Raw genomic sequence first — 23,743 nt, forward strand, 5'->3', positions numbered from 1 at the left:
CCCCTTCGAGCAGCAATTCCATATGAGATTGCTAAAACAGCGTTACAGGGCGAGAAATATAAGAGATGTAGCGACTATATCAAGCCGTTGATAGTAACATGTCCTAGTTTATTGAAACCGTATTTTGAAAGGGTTCAGTTTATCGAACCAGTATCAGATTTCGACAATAACAATAGGTAGTAAACACGATCGCGAATTTTGATACTCGGGAATCACTAGATAAAAGTGCAGTCACCAATCTCAAGCGCGAAATACTTTCTGTTTAAATAGAGTTACAAAGCTATGAAAGTAAAGTTGTCAAAGTAGGAAGGAATATGTCTGATGTTTTAATAGTTATTCTTTTAATAGCCGCGCCGATTATTCTGTTTATGTGGTTCTTAGGAATTTTCGCTCGCAAAAAGAAGAAAGATAAATCGGGATGGGATAACCCTAATAAGTCATCTTTATCAAAATCAATTGATGATAGGTAGGAAACAACAACAATGAATTTGTCTGACTACGAGATACTAGGGTTTAACTTAGGTGGCTTATTCATGGCTCTACCTTTCGTTGTTCTCCTAGTTGTACTCCTTTGGCACGTTTCAGGTCACAAAACGGCAGAGAAACAAGTCAAAAGCACTGAAAGTAAAAGATAGACATCAGCAATAATCCCATATCAGTTTGCTATTTTATTACTAAGAATAAGCTCCACTTCGGAGCTTATTTCATTTCAGTATGACACTTTCTTACTGACCTACACGACAACAATCCACTCTAATCTGCTAATTTTTATCTCTCGCACAGTTGACAATGTAATTAATATAATTACACTACATTAAACACCTAATAGATGTATATTTAATTGTGGCAACTCCTACTGCCCTAATCACGCGAGGTAACATGAACGCCCACATTCCGCTTATCATCATCCCGTGCACAGCGGCGAAGCAGTCTTCGCCATGCAAAGCCATCGACCTCTATCAGGGGACCGGATACCGCTCTGTAGTGCTGGCCTCTTCAACACGCCGCGGCATCGACTATAACCTTGCTTTTCTGTCAGCCAAATACGGGCTGGTCATGGCCGATACTGTCATCGCGCCTTATGAGCAGAAGTTAACACGCAAAGCGTTAGAGTCGTATGCGCCGTCCCACCAGCAAGCGTTTAACCAACTGCTGGCAAGCACTCAGCCTACCGAAATCATTGCCTGTTTGCCCAAGTTATACCGTCAAGCCCTGACCAACCTGCTTAGCGAAGCCAAATATGCACCGCCCGTACATCTGCCAGATGAAGGGAGCGGAATTGGCGCACAGCGTGGCTTCCTCAAGTCTCACCTTGACCGGCTGAAAGAGAATGCCCTGCCAGTTTGGTGCTTCTTCGATCAAACCGACTCTAAAGAGCCGCTACAAGCCAGAGTAAAGGTGCAGGTTGGCGACAGGTTTCGTCCGTGGGTAAGCGGCAATCCCAAGGACGATGACGCAGTGTACGCCAGCGTCAGGCGTGTGGTGCGCGTTGAGCACTTGAGAAGCGGCGGTAAAGTCTTTGATCAGTACGGTGAGGCCTGGTCCTCCAGTGCCATATGGTTTGGATTGGATGAAGCGGAGAAAGCGATAATCAGACAGGTCGCCAAGACGGTACGTTTTACCGAGTCTAACAGCGAAATTGAATGTTATTTGTCAGATATCCGCCAGATGATGGCAGAAGCGGCTTGAAGTGAGGAATGTGCGCCAGCCCGGTGGCGCATGTTCAAAGGTTGAACATACGGGCATCTCCTACTGCCCATAGATACGCGAGGAAATTATGAATCTGGATAAACCCCATAGCTGGGTCCTTCCTGCAGATGAGAACAACGCCACAATTTCTGTGGCAGGTTTCGGCGAGGTCACCATTGAACGTGGTGGTAATGGCTTACACGTTCGTGTGTTTGATTTGATAGATGATCAGCCACTGGGCGCCGTGGAAGTGCGGTACGAAGCCGCTTACCCGGCATATGAGCGTGCCGTGAGCACCGCGATCATTGGGCTACAGCCGCAGGAAGTAGATAGTGCATTTATCATGCAGCAGTATGAAAAGCAGCACACGCCGGCAGAGGCCATGTGTCACTGGTACCAACAACGTCCACTGAATATCACACGGCTTATCCCGTTAGCCGGCACATTTGTAGATTACCTGACTGGCGATAACGATTTTACCCCCCCCTTTATCCCATTACAGGAAGAGCACAGAAAAGCATTAATGCTGACGCAGGCTGATTTTTTTCTGGCCCCGGGGGGCCGGGTGGTCAGTTACGGATACCAGGACAACAGACCGGTGCTGATGCCGGCCAGGACCTCACTGCATAACCGCCTCGTGGCAGATAACAGCAGAAAGCTAGACAAATTGGACAAGGCTGGTCAGCGAAGTGATAATCGAGAGGAAAAAGAATAAGAAAGGTGCGCAGCGGCTCCTACACACGCTGCGCTGCCAACCAGCCGCGAGGCAAATTGGTTGACGCCGCAATAATAACAAAATACACCCCAATGTGGAGAGATTTATAAAATGGACGCCAAGAAAAGGAATTTCGAACTGTATTGCCAGGCACGTAAAAAGGCCGGGGCCACCCAAACACAATGGGCAACGCTGTTCAGTTTAGGGGGACGACCTGTCCAACAGGCTGTCAGCGACAAAGAACGGCAAATTAAAGGGGTCAACAACGCAGAAGCCCTCGCCTGTTCACTCCTCAATCACCTCATAGACCAAGGATTCGATGTCAGCCGTATCGAGTTTGACGCAGCCGGGAATGTAGTTTCACTCCCAAAGCAGCACAGCTAACCTACACCATCACTTTGCTAAGGACTCAGCATTATGAATAACACCGAAGCCTATATTGGTATCGCCATTGTGTTTATCACCATCGGCCTGCTGGCATATGGCATTTACATACGGCGCGAATATATCCTCCTCAAGAAATACATCACAGAGCGGAACGCCATGCTGGAAAACGCTACCGTCGAGAGCCTGGAGGAAAGTCTGAAAATGCAGTTTGCTCAGGTCACTGAGAAAATTAAGGCTGGCCGGATAATGATGGAAAAGGTTAAGGCTCGCTCAAATGAGTACGCTAAACAAGTGCGGCGAATCGAAGTGGGGCTGACACCGCCGACGTTCCGTTTCGATCACAGCGAAACGCTGAAAGAAAACGTCATTGCGTGTCGAGAAAAACAATACGAGTGCATTAAAGCCGATAGGACGACAGAATCTGATGCAGTGTTCGAGTGGTTTGGCAGCCGGGCAGATGGCCAGAAGCTGGTAGACGATTACCGGCTATTACTGTTGAAAGCCTTTAACGCCGAATTTGAAGTCATTCGCCAACAAATGCGGGGCGGCCAGTCAGCTTGCGACGATTATAAGGATTGGGCGAGAAGTTTTTTTCCTCGTTACAGCAGAACTCCAAGTTCATTTAAAACGAGTGCGATCAAAGCCAAGCTTAGGTATTTACAGGACTTGGATGACGCTGATTAGTTACAATGATGTGACTTAATCTGGATTAGCCACAACTCTATCTGACACTTTTCATTGTAGAGCTTAACCAAATCTGACAGCCCGCTATGTGCCATCACCAGCCCGTTACCCTCACGAAGGCGGGGGTCGCCTTCGTACGTAAAGCAGACATCAAAGAAAACGTACACTAAACAGATTTACTCAATATCAGTATAGGGTGTGATATCGTACACCTCCTCCCTGTGATTATTAGGGCAGAATAAAAAGTGTTTATTAGGAATTATTATGGAAGATAACGCTGATTTAAAAATGTTGTTCAAAGGCTATTATCGAGCCAACGATGACGCCGTTAAAGATATATGGCGGGACGGCAAGATTATTCCCGACGCAAATGTTCTGCTCGACCTTTATCGATATTCCGACGATGCGCGTGATGCTTTTCTTAATCTACTAAATAATCATAATTTACGTGTCTGGTTACCCCACCAAGCTGCTCAGGAATACTTTCAGAACCGCCCCTCAGTAATTAACGAACAATCTAAAAACTACGATGCGACATTGAATGATATCAATGATTTATATAATTCATTCAACCAGAAAAACCGTCATCCTTTCTTACCTCCGAATTTATTGGGTGAGGTTGAAGGTTTATTTGAAAAGCTGAACGCGCATCTCGAAAATTCCAAAAAATCACATTTACAACGACTGAATGATGACGAGATACAAAGTAAAATAACTGAGATATTTGGCCAAAGAGTCGGTCACCCCTTTCCTAGTGGAGAATTGAATAAGCTTTTTGACGAAGGTAAAGCTCGGTATCAAAGTAAAATTCCACCCGGATATGAAGATGCCCAAAAGAACGATAATGAGAAAAACTTGGTTGGTCAGCAGCGTCGGTACGGTGATCTAATTATGTGGAAGCAAATCATTGCTTATGCAAAAGAACATAAAACTTCTGTCATTCTGATAACCGAAGATACTAAAGACGATTGGTGGTTAAAATCAGCAGGAAGAACACTATCCGCACGACCCGAATTGTTCAAAGAGTTTCATGATGAAACGGGTCAAGAAATACAAATTTATCGTACTGAAAGCTTTCTTCATAACGCGACCAATTATTTATCTGAAAATGTCAGTGAAGACGTGATTGAAGAAATAAAGCTTATACAGAGCGAACCTGTCTTTTATGAAGCTGTACAGCGCTCGCCTTCCTTTTATGATTTGTCAGAATATATTTCCACAAACTTTAAGAAAGGAGATCAGCTGCCGGGTGAAAGAATAATAGCTGACGCTATTAATTGGAACAGGTCTGGTGTCAGAGAAAATCTTGTGAGATTAGATACAATGGGCTATGTGGAAATAGAGCACGGTAAGAAAACCAAACTAATTGAAAATTTGCCCTCTGTATCTTTAGATATGCGCGGCAAGCACAAAAAAAATGAGTAGGCAATCGTATATCTTAATAATTTCAAGACCTTACGGAAAATTTCTACTACTAGTCTATTGGTGCCTGTCACTAATAACTGTAGGACGGCAACGTACGTGAAGCAGTCGTAGAAATGTGTAATGCTAAACGACAGAAATGAGCGATATACAGTCCTGAGAAACCAAATGAATCAGCCATTATTCTATAGGTTCTAAATAATACTTATCCAATAGCGTTAATTGTATGATGTACTCATCGAGTCGTATCACGCTATAACCAGTTAAAAGGTGGTGGGCATAATTGATGATTATTCTCAGAGAGAGAAACGGACGTTTCCACTAGTGATATTTATCGGGACAATATTCCCACAATGAATAGGTAAGCGCATGAGTCATAGGACTATTAACAATGTTGGTTATAAAAAAATCTATCCTATGTCGGAAGGCAAGGATGATACTTTCTGTCATTATTGTGGCCGAGAAGCGAGAGTCGGACTGGGCTTACAGTGGGATCATGTACCTGCACTAAATTGCGCCATACCAGAAGAGCATAAACACATTTGTAGAACGTTGGTAAGGGCTTGCTCTGAATGCAATTTGATGGCATCAGATACTCCCCATCTTGATTATTTAGAACGTCATTATTGGCTTAAATCAAAGTATCTGGAGCGTTATAAAAAACTCTTACTGGATGATGCTGCCATTGAAAATATCAGGAATGCTGGTGACTCATTTTTGGATGGGTATTTAAATAATCAAAGTTTTCTGTATTTCGAGTTGCTAAAAGCAATAGGATTTGGTGTTGTGCATATTAGTCAGATTGATTCGCCTGTATTATCTTTAAAGTGTCGATCGGGGCGCACGATTGAGGAAGTCTTGATTGATTACCTTTTTGGTGCGCCAAATGTCATCAAGGACGAAGAGAATGATGACGAAGATGGGAGTGTGAATATTATCTATGCGGACTATATTGCTTACTTGTCAGACACCATCAAAGAAGAAGCAGTGATCACTGAAGATCGAGTAAAAGAAATTTCCAGAGCGAATACGGTAAATATTCCAGAAAATCCGACCCGCTATTATGGGGTATCATGGGCGACCATCGCTCGTGATGTTATGGCTAAAACTAACAATCCCAATCTCTTGCGCTCAAAGGGCGAAGAATCGATCCGAAAAAAGCCCGCTGAAGTGCAGGAGATACTTATTTCAGATGAGATTGAAATAAGTATTAATCGTTTTACGTCTGTGATGGTTGAAATTCTACTTACCCAAGGCAAGAGAATTCAGTTTGATGAAGAAGTCTATGCAAGCATATTAAAGAAACAAAAAAAGATGGGGGGCAAAGTGCCTCTTAATCCAACCAAATATTTTGGTACAGACTGGGAGACATTGAATGATTATATTCAAGGTAAGTTTAATCAAAGGATGCTAGCAGATAGAAATAAGGCTTATGTTGAACGCGTAATTAAGGGTGAGGTAGGTTCTGCCAACAATATGGATAGCTATCATTCTGGGCAGGCCTTGGAGTCAGAAAAAACTTTCTCATCAAAAATGAAAGGAGAAAAAACACCGCGAGATGTGCCGATCAATCGAAGGAAAAATAATGATAGTGTCGAGGATGTGTTAAACCACTTTAATGCTCTGCGTGAACAATATTACAAAAATTGAGCAGTTCAGTCTCATATTTACACTGGCAACATAGAATAATGAATCGAAGCACATTTAAATGTACAACAATAGGCCGGCCAATAGCTGTTACGAGCGATTTTCAGCCATACTGAATACCATTGCTGGCGACCCAAAAGGAGCTTCGTCGATGACCGATAAAGACTAAAGTCAGAAGGAGAAAATTACATCGTTGAACGTCTGCTGTTTGTCTTAAGCAGACCACCGCCGTCGCGGTGGTGACGGTAAGTGATAGTTGACTTTGACAAAATTAACTCGCTCGAAGAAGCGCGTCATTGCGGCGAAGGCCGCAACCGCCATCGTTTAACCGCAATATCAAAAATTACTCTTTTCGCGTGAACAATGACAGTTGATGAGGTCCCGGCCTTCGCCGGGATGACGGTAGTTATTGCTGGCGCCGGGGTGGCGGATGCAATTAACGGGCTTCGTCTGGTACGAAGGAGGCCCTCGCCTTCGCGAGGGTGACGGGTTGGTGGTGGTGACGGGTTGGTGGTGGTGACGGTTTGGGTGAAACCTCAGTGAACCTAAACCTAACAACCCAGCAAACAAAAAATGATCCCCCCAACCCGGTTTCAGTGTACATCTGTAAGCTGAAAATCTACACTTAAGGCTGAACGGAAAGCGGATAAATAGCATGAGCGAAACCACACACCATGTGTACGATGTAGTAGAAGAGTGGCTGAACAGCATCAGCCACGGGCTGGGATTGCTGGCCGCTATTGCCGGGCTGGTACTGCTGTTGTTACGCGCAGAGCAACCCATAGCGATAGCCGCCGCGGCGGTATATGGTTCAACGCTGATCCTGATGTTTCTGAGTTCTACACTTTATCATTCCATCTCCCACCAGCATTTGAAGGGCTGGTTAAAACTCTTTGATCACAGTGCCATTTATCTTCTTATTGCCGGTACTTACACGCCGTTACTGCTGGTCGCCATAGGCGGCTGGCTGGGAATTACCATGACCGCCGTTATTTGGTTGCTGGCTATTGGTGGGGTGGCTTTCAAATTAATTGCCCAGCACCGGTTTCCCCGTATTTCGGTTATGACTTATCTCTTGATGGGCTGGATTGCGCTGGGGGTTATCTACCCGCTGTATCTGGCGCTTCCCGGTGCAGGGTTGTGGTTGCTGGTGGCTGGCGGTGTGTTTTTCAGTGTGGGTGTCTTTTTTTACGTGGCCAAGAAAAAGAAATATACTCACGCCATCTGGCATTTATTTGTTCTCGGCGGCTGTAGCTGTCATTACTTTTCTATCTATTACTACGTGGTATGACCGAAACAGACACTGATATCTCAACTATACACGACAACACGCTTTCACTGCTGTCCGGCCGCATAGCACTTGGCTTGCCGCTGGACCGTCACTTAATAGCTACACTTCCTGAGCTGGGTGTTTCCCATGTCGTTATGCTGCGGGAACGCGAGGAAGACGCCCTAAAATATCGTGATGCCACAGAAGCCGCAGACATAACCTGGGCCTGGATGCCCCTCGGCGAAGGTCAGGGCCCCGCCTCTGGCGAGCTGGATAGCAGCTATCTGGAACAATATCTGGCCGAGCTCAAGCAGTTGCTGGTTGAAGGGCATTCTCTGTATTTTCAGTGTGATGCATCGTTAGAACGCTGCACCGTGCTGCTGTATGCGCTATGCCATTACTGCCGGATGCCTTCTTCCAGTGCCTACCCGCTGTTACACAGCCTGCCGGCGCTGTCTATCCACACAGTCCCGCGCGCCACACTGCACTGGGCGGCAAAGATAGGCGCTGGAGCACCCCAAGCCTAACCTGAGTGCTGCGTAAGTAGCACAACGCAACAGGTTACTCCTCGCGTTCATTACTTATTTCCGCCACGCAGCCAGCGGCGCCTTATTGTTAACTGTCTCTTCTGCCCCTACTACGCGTTGGCTGCTAATCCGAGCTCCGCCTGCTACCCGGGCTGGCAGCATTGTTGCATAGCACCTTGCTTTGATCGGGCCACGGCTTACCGCCAGGTGCCGACTGACCAATTGCAAAAATTTTTGAAGCGGGGGTCAATGATGCGAAAGATTATCTGGCAAGCATTACTTGTGACAGCGTTAGTCTGCGGTACACCAGCACTTGCGCAAAAGGCAAATGCAGGGCAAAAGCAGTTTGCCCAACAGCCGGGCATGCAGGTGCTTGACGGCCTTGAAAAACAGCGTACTCCGAACCACCAACAAATATTGGCTCACATACAAAAGCTGGCCAGGTCGCATACCTTTAAGCATTTATTTGCGCCCTTGCCTGACAACCGGCGGGATACCGCTGCCACGGTGTTGCTGAACATGCATAACGGGCAGTCGCTGGTCCGTGCAGTCGGTTCAGTAGCGAAGCAGGATAGTAAACAAACAAAATGGGCGGTGCTGGCCGCCTTTGCACTCTTTCCTTTAGACCGTTATGCCTTATTGCGAGAGTTGCAAGGAGACGACCGTTACGACCAGGCCGCCCTGCGTCGCTATGCCAATGTTGCGGGCATGACCGTGAGTGAGGCCTCTGATGTGCCCGATATCGTGTCGAGTACCCCACTCATTGAATCGGTGGCATTAACTGTTCATGGGCAAGCCCCCGACACCGTTGCGAATGTAAAATACCGTGCGCAGGATGAGCAGGAGTGGCGTCAGGCCAGAGCGCTGGAATGGGAACCTGTACAACAGGTTCTGACCGGCCCCATCGTACATTTACAGCCGAATACCCGCTACCACATTCAAATTGAGCTGCAAAACAGCGGCGCAGAAACCGCTGAACTCAGCCATACCGTCACTACCCGGCCAGATACGCCCCCTGTCGATCCTGACAATATTCATCGCCTCAGCGATTTTTACCAGGGCGGCACGCTGGATATAGAAGCGCTAGGTATTCAGGGTAAGCCTGGCGCGTGGGCAAAAATTGTCGGCGACCCAGACACCCCAATCACCGTTTCTCAGGAAGACCGCTACGCGATCAATATTGGCGATAACAGTTATATCTATTTTGAGAATGTGACTACCCGGGGCGCCCGCGTTCATGGTGTTTATGCTGAGAATGCGCACCACATCTGGTTCAACGGCTGCGATATTGCTGACTGGGGCCGCCAGCCAAACATTATGAAGAATGGTAGGGCGTATGAACTTGAAGATGCGCAACCGATTAATTACGACTCAGCATTGTATTTTAAGCAGTCCGGCGTGATCACCGTAGAAAACTGCTATGTCCACCAGCCCACGCCATCCGCGAATACCTGGGAGCATGGCCACCCGAAAGGGGCCAATGCGTTTCTGGCGTATGGGAATCATCCTGACCCGGAATATAAGGGGCAGATTATTTTGCGGAATAACCGCTTTGTCGGCGAACCGGGTCACCGCTTCAACGACATTATTGAAGGACGCAAAAATGGCGCTGCCCTGGGCGGGTTCGTCCGCCACTCTGCTATTTACAATAACACCCTTGCCTACGCCAACGACGATGCGCTGGAAATAGACGGCGGTCAGCACAACGTGCTGGTATATAACAATGATATTTCCCATACCTACACCGGGATCAGTGCCATCCCGGCCAGAGTAGGTCCCAGCTTTATCTTTAACAATTATATTCATGACCTGGGCGATGAGAATGGCAAACAATGGGCGGCGATTAAACTTGGCGGGCTGGTCGCCGGGCCGATGGGCAAGGTGAACCTGTTCCATAACTTTATTACCGTGGCCAGAAACGGCATTACCGCCTCCCGGTTCAAAGACGATGATACCTTCTGGGTTAACGCCCAAAATAATATTGTGATCACCGAAAAAGACAGCAATATGGTAGGTTACAATGTTTACGATCCGCAGGCGTATCCTGGCTCTGAGTTCAGCCATAATCTGTTCTATAACCTTGCACTGGGTGAGGCTAAAGTTACCGACAATATCTCGCAGGATAAAGGCGGTAGCATTACCGTAGATCAGCAACGGGCAATGCAGCTGGCCGAACAATCAGAGCGCGCCTGGTTGCCGGCCAACGCGTTACACTATATTCAAGGTTTCACACAGGTGTCAGCCGACGGAGAAACCTTATTATACGGACTTAAGCCGGCGCAGCCACGCTAGTTAGCATCTGCGAAATATCACCAACAGGGAAACAGTATGTCACTAAAAAAGAAGTCAATTACAGGTGCATTTTTTAACCTGTCAGCGAATGGCTTCGCCCAGCTAATCAACTTCGTGGTCTACGCCATTATGGCGCGCATCCTTGGCGTAGAGGAGTTCGGGTTGGTGGCAATCTGCCTGATGGTGGTAGAGTTCTGCAATCTGTTTGTCACGGTTGGCATCAGTCAAAACCTGATACAGCGGCAGACCTGGGATGATAAGTTTGCCAGTTTATCCTTCTGGGTACTGATGGGGGTCTCCCTCGCCATTGCGGTATTCATTTTTACCGTTGCGGTGCCCATTGCCTGGTTTAGTTATTCTGAGCTGGCCGCACAACTTATTGCCGCACTGGCCGTGATCCCCATCGCCAACGGCTTCCGGCTGGTTCATAAGGCGCGGCTTGAGCGCGACTTTCATAATAAAGCTCTCGCCGCCTACGATATGGCCGGTGTGTTAGCCGGCGGTGCGGTATCTATTATCACGGCGCTGCAGGGGTTCGGCGCCTGGGCGATCATCTATGGCAAAATTGTCCAGGCGGTGGTGTCCACTCTGCTGACCTGGGTACGGTCTTCGTTCCGGCCGGTCTGGGTACGCGACCGGGAAGGGCTGTCAGAAATCATTGTGTTTGCGAAGCCTCTGATTGCCACCGCATTTATTAACTTTTTTTCCAGCAAAGCCACCAACATGGTGATCGCATTTTTCCTGGGTGCTGCCACCTTCGCATATGCCTCGGTGGCCCGGCAGGGGTTTTCGGTAATTAACAATCTGACATTCCAGCCGCTTAACCGCATTGCACTGGCCGGGTTGTCCAGGGTAGACAAACAGCGCCTGAGCCTGGCTTTTTCACGCATTACCAGCCTGACGGCGTTATTCGTGATCCCGGTGTACTTTGGTGTGGGCGCTGTCGCCCCCCCCTTTATTACGCTGGTATTTGGTGAGAAATGGGCGCAGTCGGCAGATCTGCTCACCCTGCTTTCACTCATTGCGCCTACACAGGTAATGGCGTATTACCTGCCGAATCTGCTGATCTCACAGGGCAAACCTGAAAAGGCGTTCACTCTGAATGTGATTAATTTAATTGTGAATTTTGCGTTTCCGCTGGCGCTGGTTTACTGGGGGCTGACCGCCACCATCCTGGGGCTGGTGATTGCGAACTATGTCACACTTATTCTGAAGTTTAAGGTAGTAGAACATCATATTGGCATTTCTCTGCGTCAGGCCGTCCGCAATACCTGGATGTTTTCTGTAGCCGGGCTGACCATGTTTGCGGTGGTGCTCTATTGCGAGCGCGCCGATGTATTTGGCTTACAGAACCTGTTCGCAGAACTTGTGGCGTTAGTGGCATCAGGTGCACTCATTTACAGTGTGTTATTACTGACGTTTTTCCGTACCAAGACGTTTGCGGTGCTCAATGACTTACGTTATAAACCGGCTAAATAACCCCGGTTAGACATTAACGCCCCCTATCACCCGTCCAAACAGGGGCAACGCTTTCATCGGCGTGAATGGGGCTTATCAGGTAAATAAAACAACGCGCGGTGCAGTCAGTGTCAGTGAAAACACGCTGCGCCGAGTTTTTGTGCAAACCGGGGGGATTACTCTGATCAACCGTCCAGCGTGTAACTCACTTGAATGAAGTGAGGGTCAGGGACGCTACACGCCCCATAAATCTGTGGGAAAAGCACGGTAAAGCTGCTCGGCCTGTGCAGAGAGGTCCGGTGGTGTATCCCGGGCCACGCTCAGCCCTTCTTCAATAGAAGTCACTCGGGGCACCCGGTTACGGTGGGTACCGGCAAAGTAATCTTCGTACTTAAACATCGACTCGCCGCTGTTAGAATCCAGAAACACCGCGGGAACGCCATACGCTTCTGCAATTATCACCCCGTGCAGGCTACTGGATATTACAAACTCGCTGTTTACGATTGCCGCGATAAACGAACCGGGGTATTGCATGGGGGTGACAAGCTGCGCCTGATGGTCGCGGTACTGAGCCATGTCATCATTCATGTGATTGATCACAATGTACGGCTTGCGGGGCTCATCGTTGATGAGCAGCTGGCTGGGGTAGAAAAACGGTAACAGGATGGCAGGGTCGCCGAATACGTCGGGCACTTCAATACCTCGCGCCTGCAGATACGCCTGAGTTTTAGGCCCGCGCACCGCCCTCACATCCAGCGCCGAAAAGCGGTGTTTACTGTCATCCACTTTTTTATTTACGCCGGTTCCCCAGATGGTATCGCCGGTATTCGCAAAATGCAGGACCGAGCCCACACTCACCAGCTTGTTACTGGCACACAGCTTGTCGCCAATCTCTTTACCATGCTGGGCGAGTACCCGGCTGACAATATCAAACGCCACATGATCGCCTACATTGGGTTTATCCTGTTTCGGCTCCCACCAGTAAATACGGCGTTTATGTTCCCGTTTAAGTTGGCGCTTTGCCCATTCGTATAGCACTGCTGTTTTCCTCTTACTTGTGGTCCTGCATTCACTTAATGATCAGGTTAGTTTGCGCAGTAACCGGCGAGTTAATTGCTCACGGTGGTACTCTAATAACTCTTCGTCAGGCTGACTCTCTTCAATGAATCGTTCTATCCAGGTCTGATTCACCGAATTTTTCTGCGCCTGGGTGACGGGCGTCGTGGGGACGGTCTGAGGGTCTATTTCGACGTTCATAAAGTCTGCAATGCGTGTAATGGCATGGCGGGTGTTGCTCTGCACTTCACTGAACTGCATGGCTAACGACTTCACGCCGTTCGCGGCCAGCAAGTACTGCCAGGAGGCGTTATCCAGGATGACCCGGCGCATGCTGTCCGCGATATCATTGTAGGAATAGGTGACGGGTTTATTGTTGTCCGCCTGCCCGGAGATCCAGTTGCCTGTTTGTCTGGCTATCGACAGCGATACCGCCTGCGCAACAAGATCATCCCGGGTGAGTAACACAAAGTGCGGATCAGGAAAGCGGCTTAACAGCCCCTTTAAGCCGCCAAGAGTGTTCAGGTGGCGGTAATGGATTTTTATCCCGAATACCCCGTTTTCAGAGGTGCGGGTTTTCAGCAACTGTTCGAACGCCGCTTCGGAGTTAGTCACGCCAAAACGCTTTTGCCACTCGGCCAGATTTTTCGGATGGGCATATTCCAGCGGAAAGCCGAAGGCGCCGGTGGCATGCAGTGCGTGTCCTAACATGTGACTGCCGGAGCGCACGGTAGAGGCAATTACCAGTGTTTTGTCAGCCGGTGTATCATGGGTGTAGTCATGCCGGCTATCGAACTGGTCTTCATACAGCGTAAAGCTCATGCAAGCTTTCTCCTAGCTGCGCCGGCGCGCTGAAGCCGCGCAGCCCGCCACTTTTTTTTGGTCACCGCCAGTAAGTGCTGACAGGTAATGAACAGGCCAGCCCGTTGCACAGAGGCCATTAACCACTTATATTTCTGACGTTTCAGCGGCAGGTAAACCAGTAATTGTGCGGCCACTCTGCGACGATAAAACTCATCGCCTAAGAATTCCCGGTGTTTATCGGCGGAACGCAACCTTACGATCGCCTGTTCAGGCGTCATCTTGGCTACTTTGGCACCAATACCGTCCATATTCTGAAAACGGTAGTAAAAAACAGCCTTGGGTATGTTTACCAGATTGTAGCCATTTTGCAGCAGTCGCACGTACATGTCCCAGTCCTGACCGTTAGGCAGCGACTCATCAAAACGCTCTTTCAGCGCCAGTTCCCGTTTCATACTGAAGCCGCTCATCCCACAATACTGGTTGCCCGTGCGTAACACACTGGCCTCAACCCGCGGGCTATCCTGGACGTACACTTCGTCTTCTTTACCCAGGTTCTGATACCCGCTGACTACAGCGTCTGCACCTTGCTCATACGCGGAAATATGCTCCAGCAGATAGTCTGGCATCCACACATCGTCGTCATCCAGAAACGCAATAATGTCGCCGGTAGCCCGCTCCACGCCAAGATTCCGGGCCTTGTTTGCGCCGGAAGACGTTTCCAGCAGGTAGTACTGAAAATTCTCGTAGCGGGAAAATTTTGCTTTTATGTCGTCATATGGCAAAGATGATGCATCATTAACGACAATCACCTCTTTGGGTTTGGAAATTTGCGCATAGACACCGTCCAGCGCCTCTTCAAGCTCCTGAGGACGGTTAAATGTCGTAATCACAACACTTACGGTAAAGCTCATAATGTCCCTCTTTGTCGAGGCAGCAACCGGGCAACTGAACACCGGCATGGTATGCAGTGTTCCCTGGTGCTGACTGAGTGTATATCGAAAACGGAGCAAGAATCATGCAAGAACTGCTAAAGCGTCAATCAGAAAAATATCTGGCTAAATTCCCCCGGGTCTTTTTCTGCCATGTTCCCAAGTGTGCTGGCGTGTCGTTATCTAAGGCCATTTTCAGCGCCCTCTACCCTGCGCTCTTTAAAGCCTCTCGCTTTAGCGGCCACATTGATCTTACTGCCAGCCGTCATAGTGAGGCTTTGCTTGATGTTGACATGATGACTGCCCGTGAGGTTCAGCTTATCACCCACCTGAGCGACAAGTACCGGGTTTATACCAATGGCCACTGCATTGCCCGCCCCGACGTTGTCAGTAAGTTTTACAAACAGTGGCATTTTGTCACCGTGCTCCGCGACCCCGTTGAACGCTTCGTCTCAGAGTATGTCTATAACCGCTTCAAAACATCAACCTGGCAGAAGCTGGATACCGGTATCGACAGCTATCTGGCGTCGCCGTCTGCACAAACGTCGGCAACCACCTATGCCCGCTATTTTTCCGGTATTGCCCAGCCTGAAGCCATCCAGAATGACCCTGAAACCGCCGCGCGGCTGGCCATTGATAATCTGCAGCGCTTTTCGGTGTGCGGAACCCTCAGTAACATGCCACGCTGGCAGGAGTCGTTTAATCAGACCTTCCACACCCGTATCCACATCGGCAACCGCAACAGCTCGCCCAATAAGCAGGCCTACACCGAAATTACCGGCGATGCGGCGCTGCTGGCGCAAATTAAAGAACTTTGTCACACCGACCAGCGCATTTACGATGCCGTGGTTGATGCGCAGGCCAGCGCTTAATACACGCCCGGGTCAGCGATTATCCTCTGCCGTGGCAAGGGCTGCACACCAGGCACTTTGCACGGCCCGGTCGCTGTAGTGGGTCATGGCCTGAGCGATGACCTTATCTGATGGTACGTGCTCCAGGTTATCCAGTTGTTCAGGCAGCCGGGTGGTACTGATCACTTTCACAAAATCAAACACCTCCGCTTTGTACCGGGCGAACACGGAATCCAGACACAGTACGTTAGCCCCCAGACTCAGCGCCATGTAGAACGTACCGGACGAAATCATCGCGTTATCGTCGTGAGGCAGAATGACATATTCGGTGCTGGCGACTGCCGTCTCTAACTCATCATCGCTTAAAAAGCGATTTTCCCAGTTCACCTGCAACTCGCGCTCAGCAATAATGTTGTTGAGCGTGGCGGTATAGCGTGGGTCGGAGCAATACCCTTTAATTGTCAGTGGCTTATCTTTCGGCCAGCGGTGGAGCAGCATGTCCAGCCGCTTATACGGTTTAATGCTGCCAAAATACAAAAAGCGGTACTGCTTGCTGGCCGCCGACAGGCGTTGCTGTAACGCAATCAGTTCTTCGTCTTCTTTGTAAAGAGGATGCTTAGCCACCACGGTACCAAGAATGTCGGTGGGCTCCAGCGTGATCACCCGATCAGACAGATAACGCATCAGGCGCACAATGTAACGGTAAAAATCATTATCTGAGCGCGTATTGTGGGGCTTAAAATTATGTCTTACCCAGATTATGTGGGCACTGAATAAGCGTAGTGTCCACAGACTCACAATAAAGCCCAGTATAAATGCCACCCGCTTTAGTCCGGACATCCCCTGCCGGAACGGCTGATCTTCATACCAGTTAAGCACGACCCAGTTGCTTTGCCGGCGGGCAATATTGCCGAAACGAAAAATGGATTTGAACGGATGAATCGCAAAACCCAGCGCAGAAAATACGCTCTTAGTACGGTCAATAAAGCCGTTTGCGTGTTCAAATGGGTACAGGTACAACTGCTTCTGATTACTCATAAATGTGAAGCCTGACTGGCTTGCGCCCCCTGATGAAGATTGTTGGCTACTGCGAATGTTTCAGTGGCAATCGTATCCCAGTTAAATTTTGCCAGAAACGCACTGGTATCCAGTGTTAATGCCAGCGTATCCAATGTTTCAATTTTGCGGGTCAGCGTCGCTGTGTCGCCTACCGGGAAGTAGCAGTCATCGGGCAGGCCGATATCTGCATTCGGTGTAATATCACTGACCAGCACTTCGGTGCCGGCGCTTATTGCTTCCAGTGCCACGATTGGCAACCCTTCATGGTAAGAGGGCAACACAAACACCCGGGCATACTGATAAAGTGCGTGCAATGCCTGACGCTGCCTGCGACCGGCAAAAATAATGTTGTCAGAGGCCTGAGCAAGCAAATTGCGAGAATAATCATCTTCATGATCGGCATTGCCCACCACTACCAGTTTAAGGGACGTGTCTGCTTCTCTGAACGCATGCACCAGATCGTGAAACCCTTTTTCCGGTACCAACCGACCCACAGTAAGCACATACTGATCCGCGGTTATCGGAAGATCCTCCGGCAGCGCGTCGGGGGAGAGGTCGCGACCAAAATCAGTGAGTGTCCCGTTGGGAATAAAACTGATTTTGCGGGCGTGATCGGGAAACTTATGCTGCAGTCGTTTCGTCAGCGTGCGGCCTACCACTACCATACGGTCGGCAAACCGCGCCGCCAGTGACTCCCCGGTGCGCAGTAAGCGTTTGGCGAAGCGGTTCCATTTTTGACGGTCGTAGTCAGCACCATGGTGGGTAACCATCACTTTCATACCCAGTAATTTGGCTAACGGTGCAAACAGCGCGGGCCCTATGGCATGAATGTGTAACACATCCGGCTTCACCACAAAGCGCGCATACAGTACCGCCAGAAAGGTATGCAAAAAGGTTTCAACGAACTTGTGCTTGATGGTCCATACCGGAACAACCTGCACCCCCTCAAACGTATATTCGCTGCTTTTCACGTAGGGCGCCCGTGCCAGCACAGTGACGGACGCTCCGGCTTTAACCATACGCGGATAGAGCTGCTGACAGTGCGACTCAATGCCGCCCATTACCTCTGGTAAACCCCGCAGTCCAATGGCACAAATTTTCATGTTACGTCCCCAGCTGTGTTCGATTGACCCATTCCGGCTCTTACCCGTATTCTCTTACGCTCTGGCTCACCCGTTCGTGACACCCCTGCGTTCTGCGTGCCGCTTTGACCTGAAGCACCAGACTTTGACACCTCTGCGCCCTGCGTGCTGCTTTGCCCTGAAACACCAGACTGTGACACCTCTGCGCCCTGCGTGCCGCCTTGCCCTGGAGAAGAACCAGGCCGTGACACTCCTGCGCTCTGCGTGCCACTTTGCCCTGAAGCAAGCGCACTCCCTACTAAAATGGCGTACACAATTAGCCCCTCAATATTCCATAATGGCATGGTCGCCAGGTTCATAATTAAAAAACCAATCATGGATGCACACAGCATCCAGGCGTAATGTCTCTCCGGTGCCCGGATAGCCTGAATTAAAAAGTGTCCCACTGCATACAAGAACAATACCAGTCCTATTGCCCCATACTCATAAAGGTAGGACACATAGGTATTATGCGCGTACTTTCTGAATACACCGTTCCAGGATTCGGGCCCCATTCCGACCAGATGATGCAGCCAGTCGGCATTGACGTAGGCGTAAATATATTGCGCCCAGATGAACACCCGGGCTGAAAAAATGTCTTTCTCCTTTTCGGTGTAGTACACCGGCGCTTTTACTAGGTCCTGCCAGCTGCTCAGAAAGACGAAGATGTCGGCAAACCGCGCCTGCATCGAGTAAAAGATGAGTAAGAAACCGATCCCCAGTCCGCCCAGTGCCAGCACAAAGAAGGCCGGTTTCTGCCGCGCCGGTACCCGCGCCTCTATAGCGGTCAGTAAAAAGATAGCGGCCATGGGCAATATAGCCAGAATGGACGTGCGGTAATTAGCCAGTACCAGCAGTGCGCACCCCAGTAAAAATAACCATGCCCGCCCACGTAGAACGGCAGATGACAAAAGCCCCACGGTCAGCGTAAACGCCGCAATGATCATCGAAAATGCGGCTTCATGATTGTAACCGCCGATATAACTGGCTGAACCATCGGCTTCAGTGGCTTTCACCTCGCCCAGCAGGACCGACATAATTTGTAGCGAGACTGGCAGGAAAAACGCCACCAGCAGCGTTTTAAGTACGCGGTCTTTGCCACTGCGGCGCATGGCGACAAATATGGCACCGGCGATGACCAGGAAAAACAGCCACTTTACCATGACATTTATGAGCCCGATGACAGACGTATTGATGACCCCACTTACCACAATGGCGGCGAAAAAAGCATAGATGGGCGCCAGGCGTTTAAGCCGGTAATAGGCGGTGGGAAGCACCAGCAGACCGGTCATCGCGATACCAATGGAGGCCAGCGCATTGATGGAAAAGCCGGCCACCAGTGGCTCATAAGTAATGGTATGGAACGCAGATAAAAAGAAGCGTAACCACACGGCCACCACCACAAAAGCAAGCACCGCATGACAGCGGCGCCGTATGGTCAGATAAACCAGCACTGCGCTAAGCAGCGCAAACAGTAGTTTAACCAGTAGAAACACGAGTGTTATCCTCGTGAGGCTGCGACCTGTTCAGCGCGCGAAGAATTTTGTCTTTGAATACGCGGTAACTGAAATCCCGGGCACGCGCTATACTGCGATACCCGTACAACTGGTTATTGGTGTCGTCACTCATATATTGCATACCCGTGGCAACACCTTCCACACTGCCCAGTTCACACAAGCCTCCATGGGCGGCCGCATTAAACCCAGAGACGGTAACCGGATAGTCGCCACATAAAATTTCTGCAGGGCCTGATTCACAATTGGTGGCCAGTACGGGTTTACCGAGACACATTGCCTCGACGATAGCATTCGGGAAGCCTTCCGCATTCGAGGTGGATACAAAATACGAGGCGCCGCGCAGATAAGGATAAGGGTTTGCTTTGAACCCCAGAAAATGGACCCGTTCGGCAATACCAAGCTGATTGGTCAGGGTCTGTAATTGCGCGTGAAGTTCGCCTTGTCCAAGGATCACCAGGTGTTCCTCTATATCCGCCCTGGCATAGGCTTTAAGCATAAGGGAAAAATTTTTGTTTTCCACCAGCCGGCCACTGCCAATGATGTACGGCACGGTGGGCAGATCCTGCACCGGTTGGGCAGCCAGGTCTTCAATTTCGGCAATGTCATAGGGGTTGTAGACAATGTGGATATTGCCGCTGGCGAGGCCAAAATTGCGCACCAGATCGGCTTTCACACCGGCTGATACGGCTATTACCCGGTCCGCCAGTGGATAGGTAGTTTTTACCAGCTGCTTACTGATCTTGTCCCGCCAGCCTCCGGAGAGGTGGCTGCTGGTATTTACCCGTTCGCTGAGGATACTGCGATAGCTCAGGGTTTTCCCAAGCACCGCATTGAGAATATTGGCGCGGGTAAGAAAACTCACACAGTACTCAGGCTGTAGTTTTTTCAAACGCTGATGCAAAAGGGTATAACCGCGGATAAGGCTGCCGCCGCTGGCCAGGGTTTCTTTGATAACGTAGCCGGGACAGTGATGGGCTTCTTCCGTGTCGTCTAACAGCAACAGGTATACCTTTTGCTGCTGCTCTGCGTACCAGGATTCCAGTATTGTCAGTAGCTTACACATCACCCTTTCGGCACCGCCGCCTTCCAGAGAGTTAATGATAAACACGGCGGGTTTTACCTGAGTCATTCCCTTTCCTTTGTTTTAGATGTGATTCTGGAGCGCCCGCGGGCGCCAGGAATTGTCATTAGCGGGTTACCATTCAACTTTTACGCCAAAAAGTCAGGGCGCTGCGAGTGGCGAAACACGCCCGGTCAGGGTATACCGCCGTTGTCGCTTGTGCTACCTGCTCAGGGCTGAATAGTGGGCTGTTCAGCGATGATGTCAGCCGGGGTATTCACAAACAACTTTTGTGCATAGTCTTCTCCCAAGTGTGTACTTACCTGATCATAGGCCTCCCGCATGTCGGTGGGCCGCCGGGTATCATCATGCATGTCAGAGGCCACCACATCCACCTGCTCCTGCGCCAGCATCTCGGTGACCAGCGCCTGGACGTTTTCGCCAAACCGACCGGTGATTGCACCTGCGGTTACCTGCAACCAGCAACCGAGGTTACGCAGCCAGGGAATTTTCTCCGGCATCTTGAGAATATCGCGGTTGCGTTCCGGGTGAGGCAGCAACGGCTGTACTCCCTGCGCACGCAAGTACCTGACGAGAGGTTCCACCCCCGCCGGTACATGGCTGTGGGGCATTTCCAGCAGCAACACCGGGCGGCCGTTATGCCGGCCAATAAACGGCAAGCGGTCTTCACGCAACCATTGCGGAATATATTCTTTCAGCCTTACTTCCGCGGCCCACGACAACGCCAGTGGGATCTGGGCGTCTGCCACAGCGTCCGTTAACTGTTGGAAACCGGCTTCAATCGTCTCCTGAGTATTGTCGAAGACCCCCCAGTGCATATGCGGTGTGCACACAACATGGGTTACTCCGGCTGCCACCGACTGCCGGGCCATCGTCAGCGACATCTCCATACTGCGGGAGCCATCGTCAATATTAGGGATAATGTGACTGTGTAGATCAATCATAGCTTATCCGGTCGCCTGCGAACGGTAATCATACTGATCATAAAAGCCGCCGTAGCGTTCTGCTACGTCTGATTTTCGCAGGTCCACCTGATTCAGCACCACGCCATCTACCCGGTGCCCCACCTGCAGGAACCGGCCAAGGCCACTGACAATCATTTTTTCACTGGTGCTGTCTGCGCGCACCACATAAATGACTGAATCACAGGACTTCGACACCACCATGGCATCAGACACGGCCTGGGTAGGGGCGGTATCCACCACCACATGCCGGTAGCGTTGTTTGAGTGTGGCCACCAGCGCCTGAAAACCATCTCCGGCCAGTAACTCCTGCGGGTTTGACGGGATGGTACCTGCGGAGATCAAATCCAGACCTGATTTTTCATCATGCACCAGACATTCGTCCAGAGTGTGAGTATGCATAATCAAGTTCGACAGCCCCGGCTGATAATTGGGCACGCCGAAGTGCTTACCCACAGAAGGACGACGGAGATCGGCATCAATCAGGATGGTACTGTCCAGTTGCCCAAGGGCAAACGCCAGGTTGATGGAGACGGTGGTTTTCCCCTCTTTAGGGACACTGGACGTTACCAGGATCGCCTGTGGCGGTTTGTCGATGTTCATTAATGACAAACTGGTACGCAGCGTGCGCACGGCTTCACTGAACTGATGAGACGTATTGGCGAAATAGGCTCGCAGAGGAATGGACTGCCGCCGTTTGCGGGGCATAGTCGGAATAAGGCCCAGCATGCGCTGACCCAGCTTTTTCTCTACATCATCCACCGATCTCACGCCACTGTTCATTGCTTCCAGAACAAACGCCAGTACCACACCAAAGCCGAAACTGACAATAAACGCCGCGGCCACCAACAGCGACTTGTTCGGTTTGGCAGGGTTGCCCGGCACAACCGCGGCATCCAGCAGGCGAGCGTTGGCCGACTTAAAGCCGCCCAGTTCGCTGGTTTCTTTCAGCCGCGTAAACATAGAGCTGTAGAGCTGCTGGTTAATGTCCACTTCCCGTTGCAGCGCCCGACGGCGGTTTTCCAGATTCGACAGTTTGCGGTATTCCGCTTTCGCCTCCGATACTTTGTCCTGCAGGTCTGCCACCTTATCCTGTGACGCCCGGTACTGGGTGGCAATGCTGGAGATCAAATCGCGGATTTGGGTTTGCAGAGTGTCACGGGCGGAATTCAGTTCCGAATTGGCCGCGATCATCTTGGGGTGCTTGGGTCCGTACACCTTGCTGAGTTCGGATACCCGGCTAAGTGCGGCGGCCTCCTGCTGACGCACCGACTGAATGGTGCTGTGATTAAGTACCTCAGGAAGCCTGGCCAGCGCACTGTAATCCGCGCCACTGGTTTGGGTCTGCTGATAGATTATGCGGTTTTGATCGAGGGTTTTCTGTGCGCTGCGCAGCTGGTCCGACAGTTCTTCCAGCTCTTCGGCCGCGAGACTTATCACCCCGTTGTCCAAATTAACGAGCTGATTCTTTTCATAAAACTGCGCCAGCTCACGTTCAGCGGCCGCCAGCTTCGCCCGTAACCCTTCCATACTCTCGCTCAGAAACGAGGTGGCTTTGGTTGTCATATCCACTTTCGCTTGCAGATAATTTTCGACATAGACCTCCCCAACCGTATTGGCAATGGCTGCTGCCAGCTCAGGCGACGTACTGGTCGCGGTAATCTCCATCACCTGAGTATTGCTCACCAGCGCTATTTGCAGGGCATTCATCAGCCGGTTGGTGGCGGCGCGCAAGCGGCGCTCTTCCTGGGTCTCGGCGTCAGGCGAAGCGGCCTGTTCGTCCTGCTCTACCGGCATGTAGGCAGCCAGTTGTTGTTTGACCCAGCTTTTGGCTTTGGCCAGCAACGGATCCTCCTGGGGCGCCGGTGGCATGAACACCGGGTTATGCGCCAGCTCCAGTTCTTCTACCACACGCCGGGCAATATGCCGGGAAGTAATAATCTGATACTGAGTTTGCATATAGTCTTTGCGACTGGTATCCGCATTGTAGACTTCCTCAATAGACGTCACTTTGGCCGGCTGTGACTCAATCAGTAAACTGGCTTTCGCCCGGTACTGCGGGGTCATCCGGTTGGTTATAATCGCCATCAGGATAGTACACAGCACAGCCAGTACGATGATCCTGCCGGCGTAGCGCTTAAATACCTGCCAGTAATGGGCAAAATCAATGGTTTCGTCGTCCAGTAAAGCAGACTGGATCGGCTCCCGCATGTTGCTCGCCATATCGTGTCCTTTGGTTGAAACGCGGTTCGGCCCGGATGTTACCGGCCGG

At 50.3% G+C, this 23,743-nt stretch carries 21 protein-coding genes; 12 read left to right on the forward strand and 9 right to left on the reverse strand.

Annotation, left to right across the window (positions count from 1 at the left end; all coding sequences use genetic code 11):
- The first annotated feature begins 314 nt into the window (after positions 1–314).
- The 11 genes from OCL06_RS16020 (at position 315) to OCL06_RS16070 (ending at position 12,112) form a co-directional block, all read left to right on the forward strand.
- Complete coding sequence (locus OCL06_RS16020; protein WP_262996411.1) at positions 315–470, forward strand: hypothetical protein; 156 nt, start codon at positions 315–317, stop codon at positions 468–470.
- 409 nt (positions 471–879) lie between these two features.
- The gene (locus tag OCL06_RS16025) at positions 880–1,689 is read left to right on the forward strand and encodes a DUF6884 domain-containing protein (protein ID WP_262996413.1); all 810 of its coding nucleotides are present in this window, start codon (positions 880–882) and stop codon (positions 1,687–1,689) included.
- Positions 1,690–1,777: 88 nt separating this feature from the next.
- Positions 1,778–2,404: an NUDIX hydrolase gene (locus OCL06_RS16030; RefSeq protein ID WP_262996415.1), complete on the forward strand. Its 627-nt coding sequence runs from the start codon at positions 1,778–1,780 to the stop codon at positions 2,402–2,404.
- Between the two features lie 111 nt (positions 2,405–2,515).
- Positions 2,516–2,788, forward strand: a complete 273-nt coding sequence (locus tag OCL06_RS16035) for a hypothetical protein (RefSeq protein ID WP_262996417.1) — start codon at positions 2,516–2,518, stop codon at positions 2,786–2,788.
- A 33-nt stretch (positions 2,789–2,821) separates the two neighbouring features.
- Positions 2,822–3,475 (forward strand): SNIPE associated domain-containing protein, encoded by a 654-nt coding sequence (locus OCL06_RS16040; protein ID WP_262996419.1) that lies wholly within the window; start codon positions 2,822–2,824, stop codon positions 3,473–3,475.
- Positions 3,476–3,739: 264 nt separating this feature from the next.
- On the forward strand, positions 3,740–4,900 hold the full coding sequence (locus tag OCL06_RS16045) for a PIN domain-containing protein (RefSeq protein WP_262996421.1): 1,161 nt from the start codon (positions 3,740–3,742) through the stop codon (positions 4,898–4,900).
- Between the two features lie 366 nt (positions 4,901–5,266).
- Complete coding sequence (locus OCL06_RS16050; protein ID WP_262996423.1) at positions 5,267–6,547, forward strand: hypothetical protein; 1,281 nt, start codon at positions 5,267–5,269, stop codon at positions 6,545–6,547.
- 652 nt (positions 6,548–7,199) lie between these two features.
- Entirely contained in the window at positions 7,200–7,835 is a 636-nt protein-coding gene (gene trhA, locus OCL06_RS16055) for a PAQR family membrane homeostasis protein TrhA (protein ID WP_262996425.1), read from the forward strand.
- Positions 7,832–8,341 carry a hypothetical protein gene (locus OCL06_RS16060; protein WP_262996427.1) on the forward strand — a complete coding sequence of 170 codons (510 nt, stop codon included), beginning with the start codon at positions 7,832–7,834 and terminating at the stop codon, positions 8,339–8,341. The genes trhA and OCL06_RS16060 overlap by 4 nt, the downstream gene beginning before the upstream one ends.
- 249 nt (positions 8,342–8,590) lie before the next feature.
- Complete coding sequence (locus OCL06_RS16065) at positions 8,591–10,633, forward strand: right-handed parallel beta-helix repeat-containing protein (protein WP_262996429.1); 2,043 nt, start codon at positions 8,591–8,593, stop codon at positions 10,631–10,633.
- A gap of 36 nt (positions 10,634–10,669) precedes the next feature.
- Positions 10,670–12,112 carry a lipopolysaccharide biosynthesis protein gene (locus tag OCL06_RS16070; RefSeq protein ID WP_262996431.1) on the forward strand — a complete coding sequence of 481 codons (1,443 nt, stop codon included), beginning with the start codon at positions 10,670–10,672 and terminating at the stop codon, positions 12,110–12,112.
- Positions 12,113–12,325: 213 nt separating this feature from the next.
- Here the strand turns inward: OCL06_RS16070 and OCL06_RS16075 are convergent, their stop codons facing one another.
- Genes OCL06_RS16075 through OCL06_RS16085 form a run of 3 tightly spaced genes read right to left on the reverse strand, consistent with a single transcriptional unit; the run spans position 12,326 to position 14,862 of the window.
- Entirely contained in the window at positions 12,326–13,129 is an 804-nt protein-coding gene (locus OCL06_RS16075) for a polysaccharide pyruvyl transferase family protein (RefSeq protein ID WP_262996433.1), read from the reverse strand.
- Between the two features lie 42 nt (positions 13,130–13,171).
- Positions 13,172–13,969, reverse strand: a complete 798-nt coding sequence (locus tag OCL06_RS16080) for a Stf0 family sulfotransferase (RefSeq protein WP_262996435.1) — start codon at positions 13,967–13,969, stop codon at positions 13,172–13,174.
- Complete coding sequence (locus OCL06_RS16085; protein WP_262996437.1) at positions 13,966–14,862, reverse strand: glycosyltransferase family 2 protein; 897 nt, start codon at positions 14,860–14,862, stop codon at positions 13,966–13,968. Before OCL06_RS16085 ends, OCL06_RS16080 begins: the two co-directional genes overlap by 4 nt.
- Before the next feature lie 104 nt (positions 14,863–14,966).
- Here OCL06_RS16085 and OCL06_RS16090 point away from each other — a divergent pair, with 104 nt between their 5' ends.
- Positions 14,967–15,752, forward strand: coding sequence for a sulfotransferase family 2 domain-containing protein (locus OCL06_RS16090; protein WP_262996439.1), 786 nt, complete (start codon positions 14,967–14,969; stop codon positions 15,750–15,752).
- A gap of 12 nt (positions 15,753–15,764) precedes the next feature.
- Here OCL06_RS16090 and OCL06_RS16095 read toward each other — a convergent pair whose 3' ends face one another.
- The 6 genes from OCL06_RS16095 to OCL06_RS16120 all read right to left on the reverse strand — a co-directional run bounded on the left by OCL06_RS16095 (position 15,765) and on the right by OCL06_RS16120 (position 23,694).
- Entirely contained in the window at positions 15,765–16,769 is a 1,005-nt protein-coding gene (locus OCL06_RS16095; protein ID WP_262996441.1) for a glycosyltransferase family protein, read from the reverse strand.
- On the reverse strand, positions 16,766–17,893 hold the full coding sequence (locus tag OCL06_RS16100; RefSeq protein WP_262996443.1) for a glycosyltransferase family 4 protein: 1,128 nt from the start codon (positions 17,891–17,893) through the stop codon (positions 16,766–16,768). The genes OCL06_RS16095 and OCL06_RS16100 overlap by 4 nt, the downstream gene beginning before the upstream one ends.
- The gene (locus OCL06_RS16105; protein WP_262996445.1) at positions 17,890–19,407 is read right to left on the reverse strand and encodes an O-antigen ligase family protein; all 1,518 of its coding nucleotides are present in this window, start codon (positions 19,405–19,407) and stop codon (positions 17,890–17,892) included. Before OCL06_RS16105 ends, OCL06_RS16100 begins: the two co-directional genes overlap by 4 nt.
- Positions 19,391–20,557 (reverse strand): glycosyltransferase, encoded by a 1,167-nt coding sequence (locus tag OCL06_RS16110; protein ID WP_262996447.1) that lies wholly within the window; start codon positions 20,555–20,557, stop codon positions 19,391–19,393. The genes OCL06_RS16105 and OCL06_RS16110 overlap by 17 nt, the downstream gene beginning before the upstream one ends.
- 161 nt (positions 20,558–20,718) lie before the next feature.
- A complete protein-coding gene (locus OCL06_RS16115; RefSeq protein WP_262996449.1) occupies positions 20,719–21,453 on the reverse strand; it encodes a tyrosine-protein phosphatase in 735 nt (244 codons plus the stop codon).
- 3 nt (positions 21,454–21,456) lie between these two features.
- Positions 21,457–23,694, reverse strand: coding sequence for a GumC family protein (locus OCL06_RS16120; protein ID WP_262996451.1), 2,238 nt, complete (start codon positions 23,692–23,694; stop codon positions 21,457–21,459).
- Between the last annotated feature and the right edge of the window lie 49 nt (positions 23,695–23,743).

Source organism: Alteromonas salexigens, from assembly GCF_025628895.1.
In the GTDB taxonomy this organism is placed as follows: domain Bacteria; phylum Pseudomonadota; class Gammaproteobacteria; order Enterobacterales; family Alteromonadaceae; genus Alteromonas; species Alteromonas salexigens.

Coding starts and splice junctions, on each gene's coding strand:
- OCL06_RS16020 (WP_262996411.1), top strand. CDS start 315: ATGTCTGATGTTTTAATAGTTATTCTTTTAATAGCCGCGCCGATTATT.
- OCL06_RS16030 (WP_262996415.1), top strand. CDS start 1,778: ATGAATCTGGATAAACCCCATAGCTGGGTCCTTCCTGCAGATGAGAAC.
- OCL06_RS16095 (WP_262996441.1), bottom strand. CDS start 16,769: ATGAGTAATCAGAAGCAGTTGTACCTGTACCCATTTGAACACGCAAAC.
- OCL06_RS16045 (WP_262996421.1), top strand. CDS start 3,740: ATGGAAGATAACGCTGATTTAAAAATGTTGTTCAAAGGCTATTATCGA.
- OCL06_RS16025 (WP_262996413.1), top strand. CDS start 880: ATGAACGCCCACATTCCGCTTATCATCATCCCGTGCACAGCGGCGAAG.
- OCL06_RS16050 (WP_262996423.1), top strand. CDS start 5,267: ATGAGTCATAGGACTATTAACAATGTTGGTTATAAAAAAATCTATCCT.
- OCL06_RS16070 (WP_262996431.1), top strand. CDS start 10,670: ATGTCACTAAAAAAGAAGTCAATTACAGGTGCATTTTTTAACCTGTCA.
- OCL06_RS16065 (WP_262996429.1), top strand. CDS start 8,591: ATGATGCGAAAGATTATCTGGCAAGCATTACTTGTGACAGCGTTAGTC.
- OCL06_RS16085 (WP_262996437.1), bottom strand. CDS start 14,862: ATGAGCTTTACCGTAAGTGTTGTGATTACGACATTTAACCGTCCTCAG.
- OCL06_RS16040 (WP_262996419.1), top strand. CDS start 2,822: ATGAATAACACCGAAGCCTATATTGGTATCGCCATTGTGTTTATCACC.
- OCL06_RS16120 (WP_262996451.1), bottom strand. CDS start 23,694: ATGGCGAGCAACATGCGGGAGCCGATCCAGTCTGCTTTACTGGACGAC.
- OCL06_RS16115 (WP_262996449.1), bottom strand. CDS start 21,453: ATGATTGATCTACACAGTCACATTATCCCTAATATTGACGATGGCTCC.
- OCL06_RS16100 (WP_262996443.1), bottom strand. CDS start 17,893: ATGAAAATTTGTGCCATTGGACTGCGGGGTTTACCAGAGGTAATGGGC.
- trhA (WP_262996425.1), top strand. CDS start 7,200: ATGAGCGAAACCACACACCATGTGTACGATGTAGTAGAAGAGTGGCTG.
- OCL06_RS16110 (WP_262996447.1), bottom strand. CDS start 20,557: ATGACTCAGGTAAAACCCGCCGTGTTTATCATTAACTCTCTGGAAGGC.
- OCL06_RS16035 (WP_262996417.1), top strand. CDS start 2,516: ATGGACGCCAAGAAAAGGAATTTCGAACTGTATTGCCAGGCACGTAAA.
- OCL06_RS16060 (WP_262996427.1), top strand. CDS start 7,832: ATGACCGAAACAGACACTGATATCTCAACTATACACGACAACACGCTT.
- OCL06_RS16090 (WP_262996439.1), top strand. CDS start 14,967: ATGCAAGAACTGCTAAAGCGTCAATCAGAAAAATATCTGGCTAAATTC.
- OCL06_RS16080 (WP_262996435.1), bottom strand. CDS start 13,969: ATGAGCTTTACGCTGTATGAAGACCAGTTCGATAGCCGGCATGACTAC.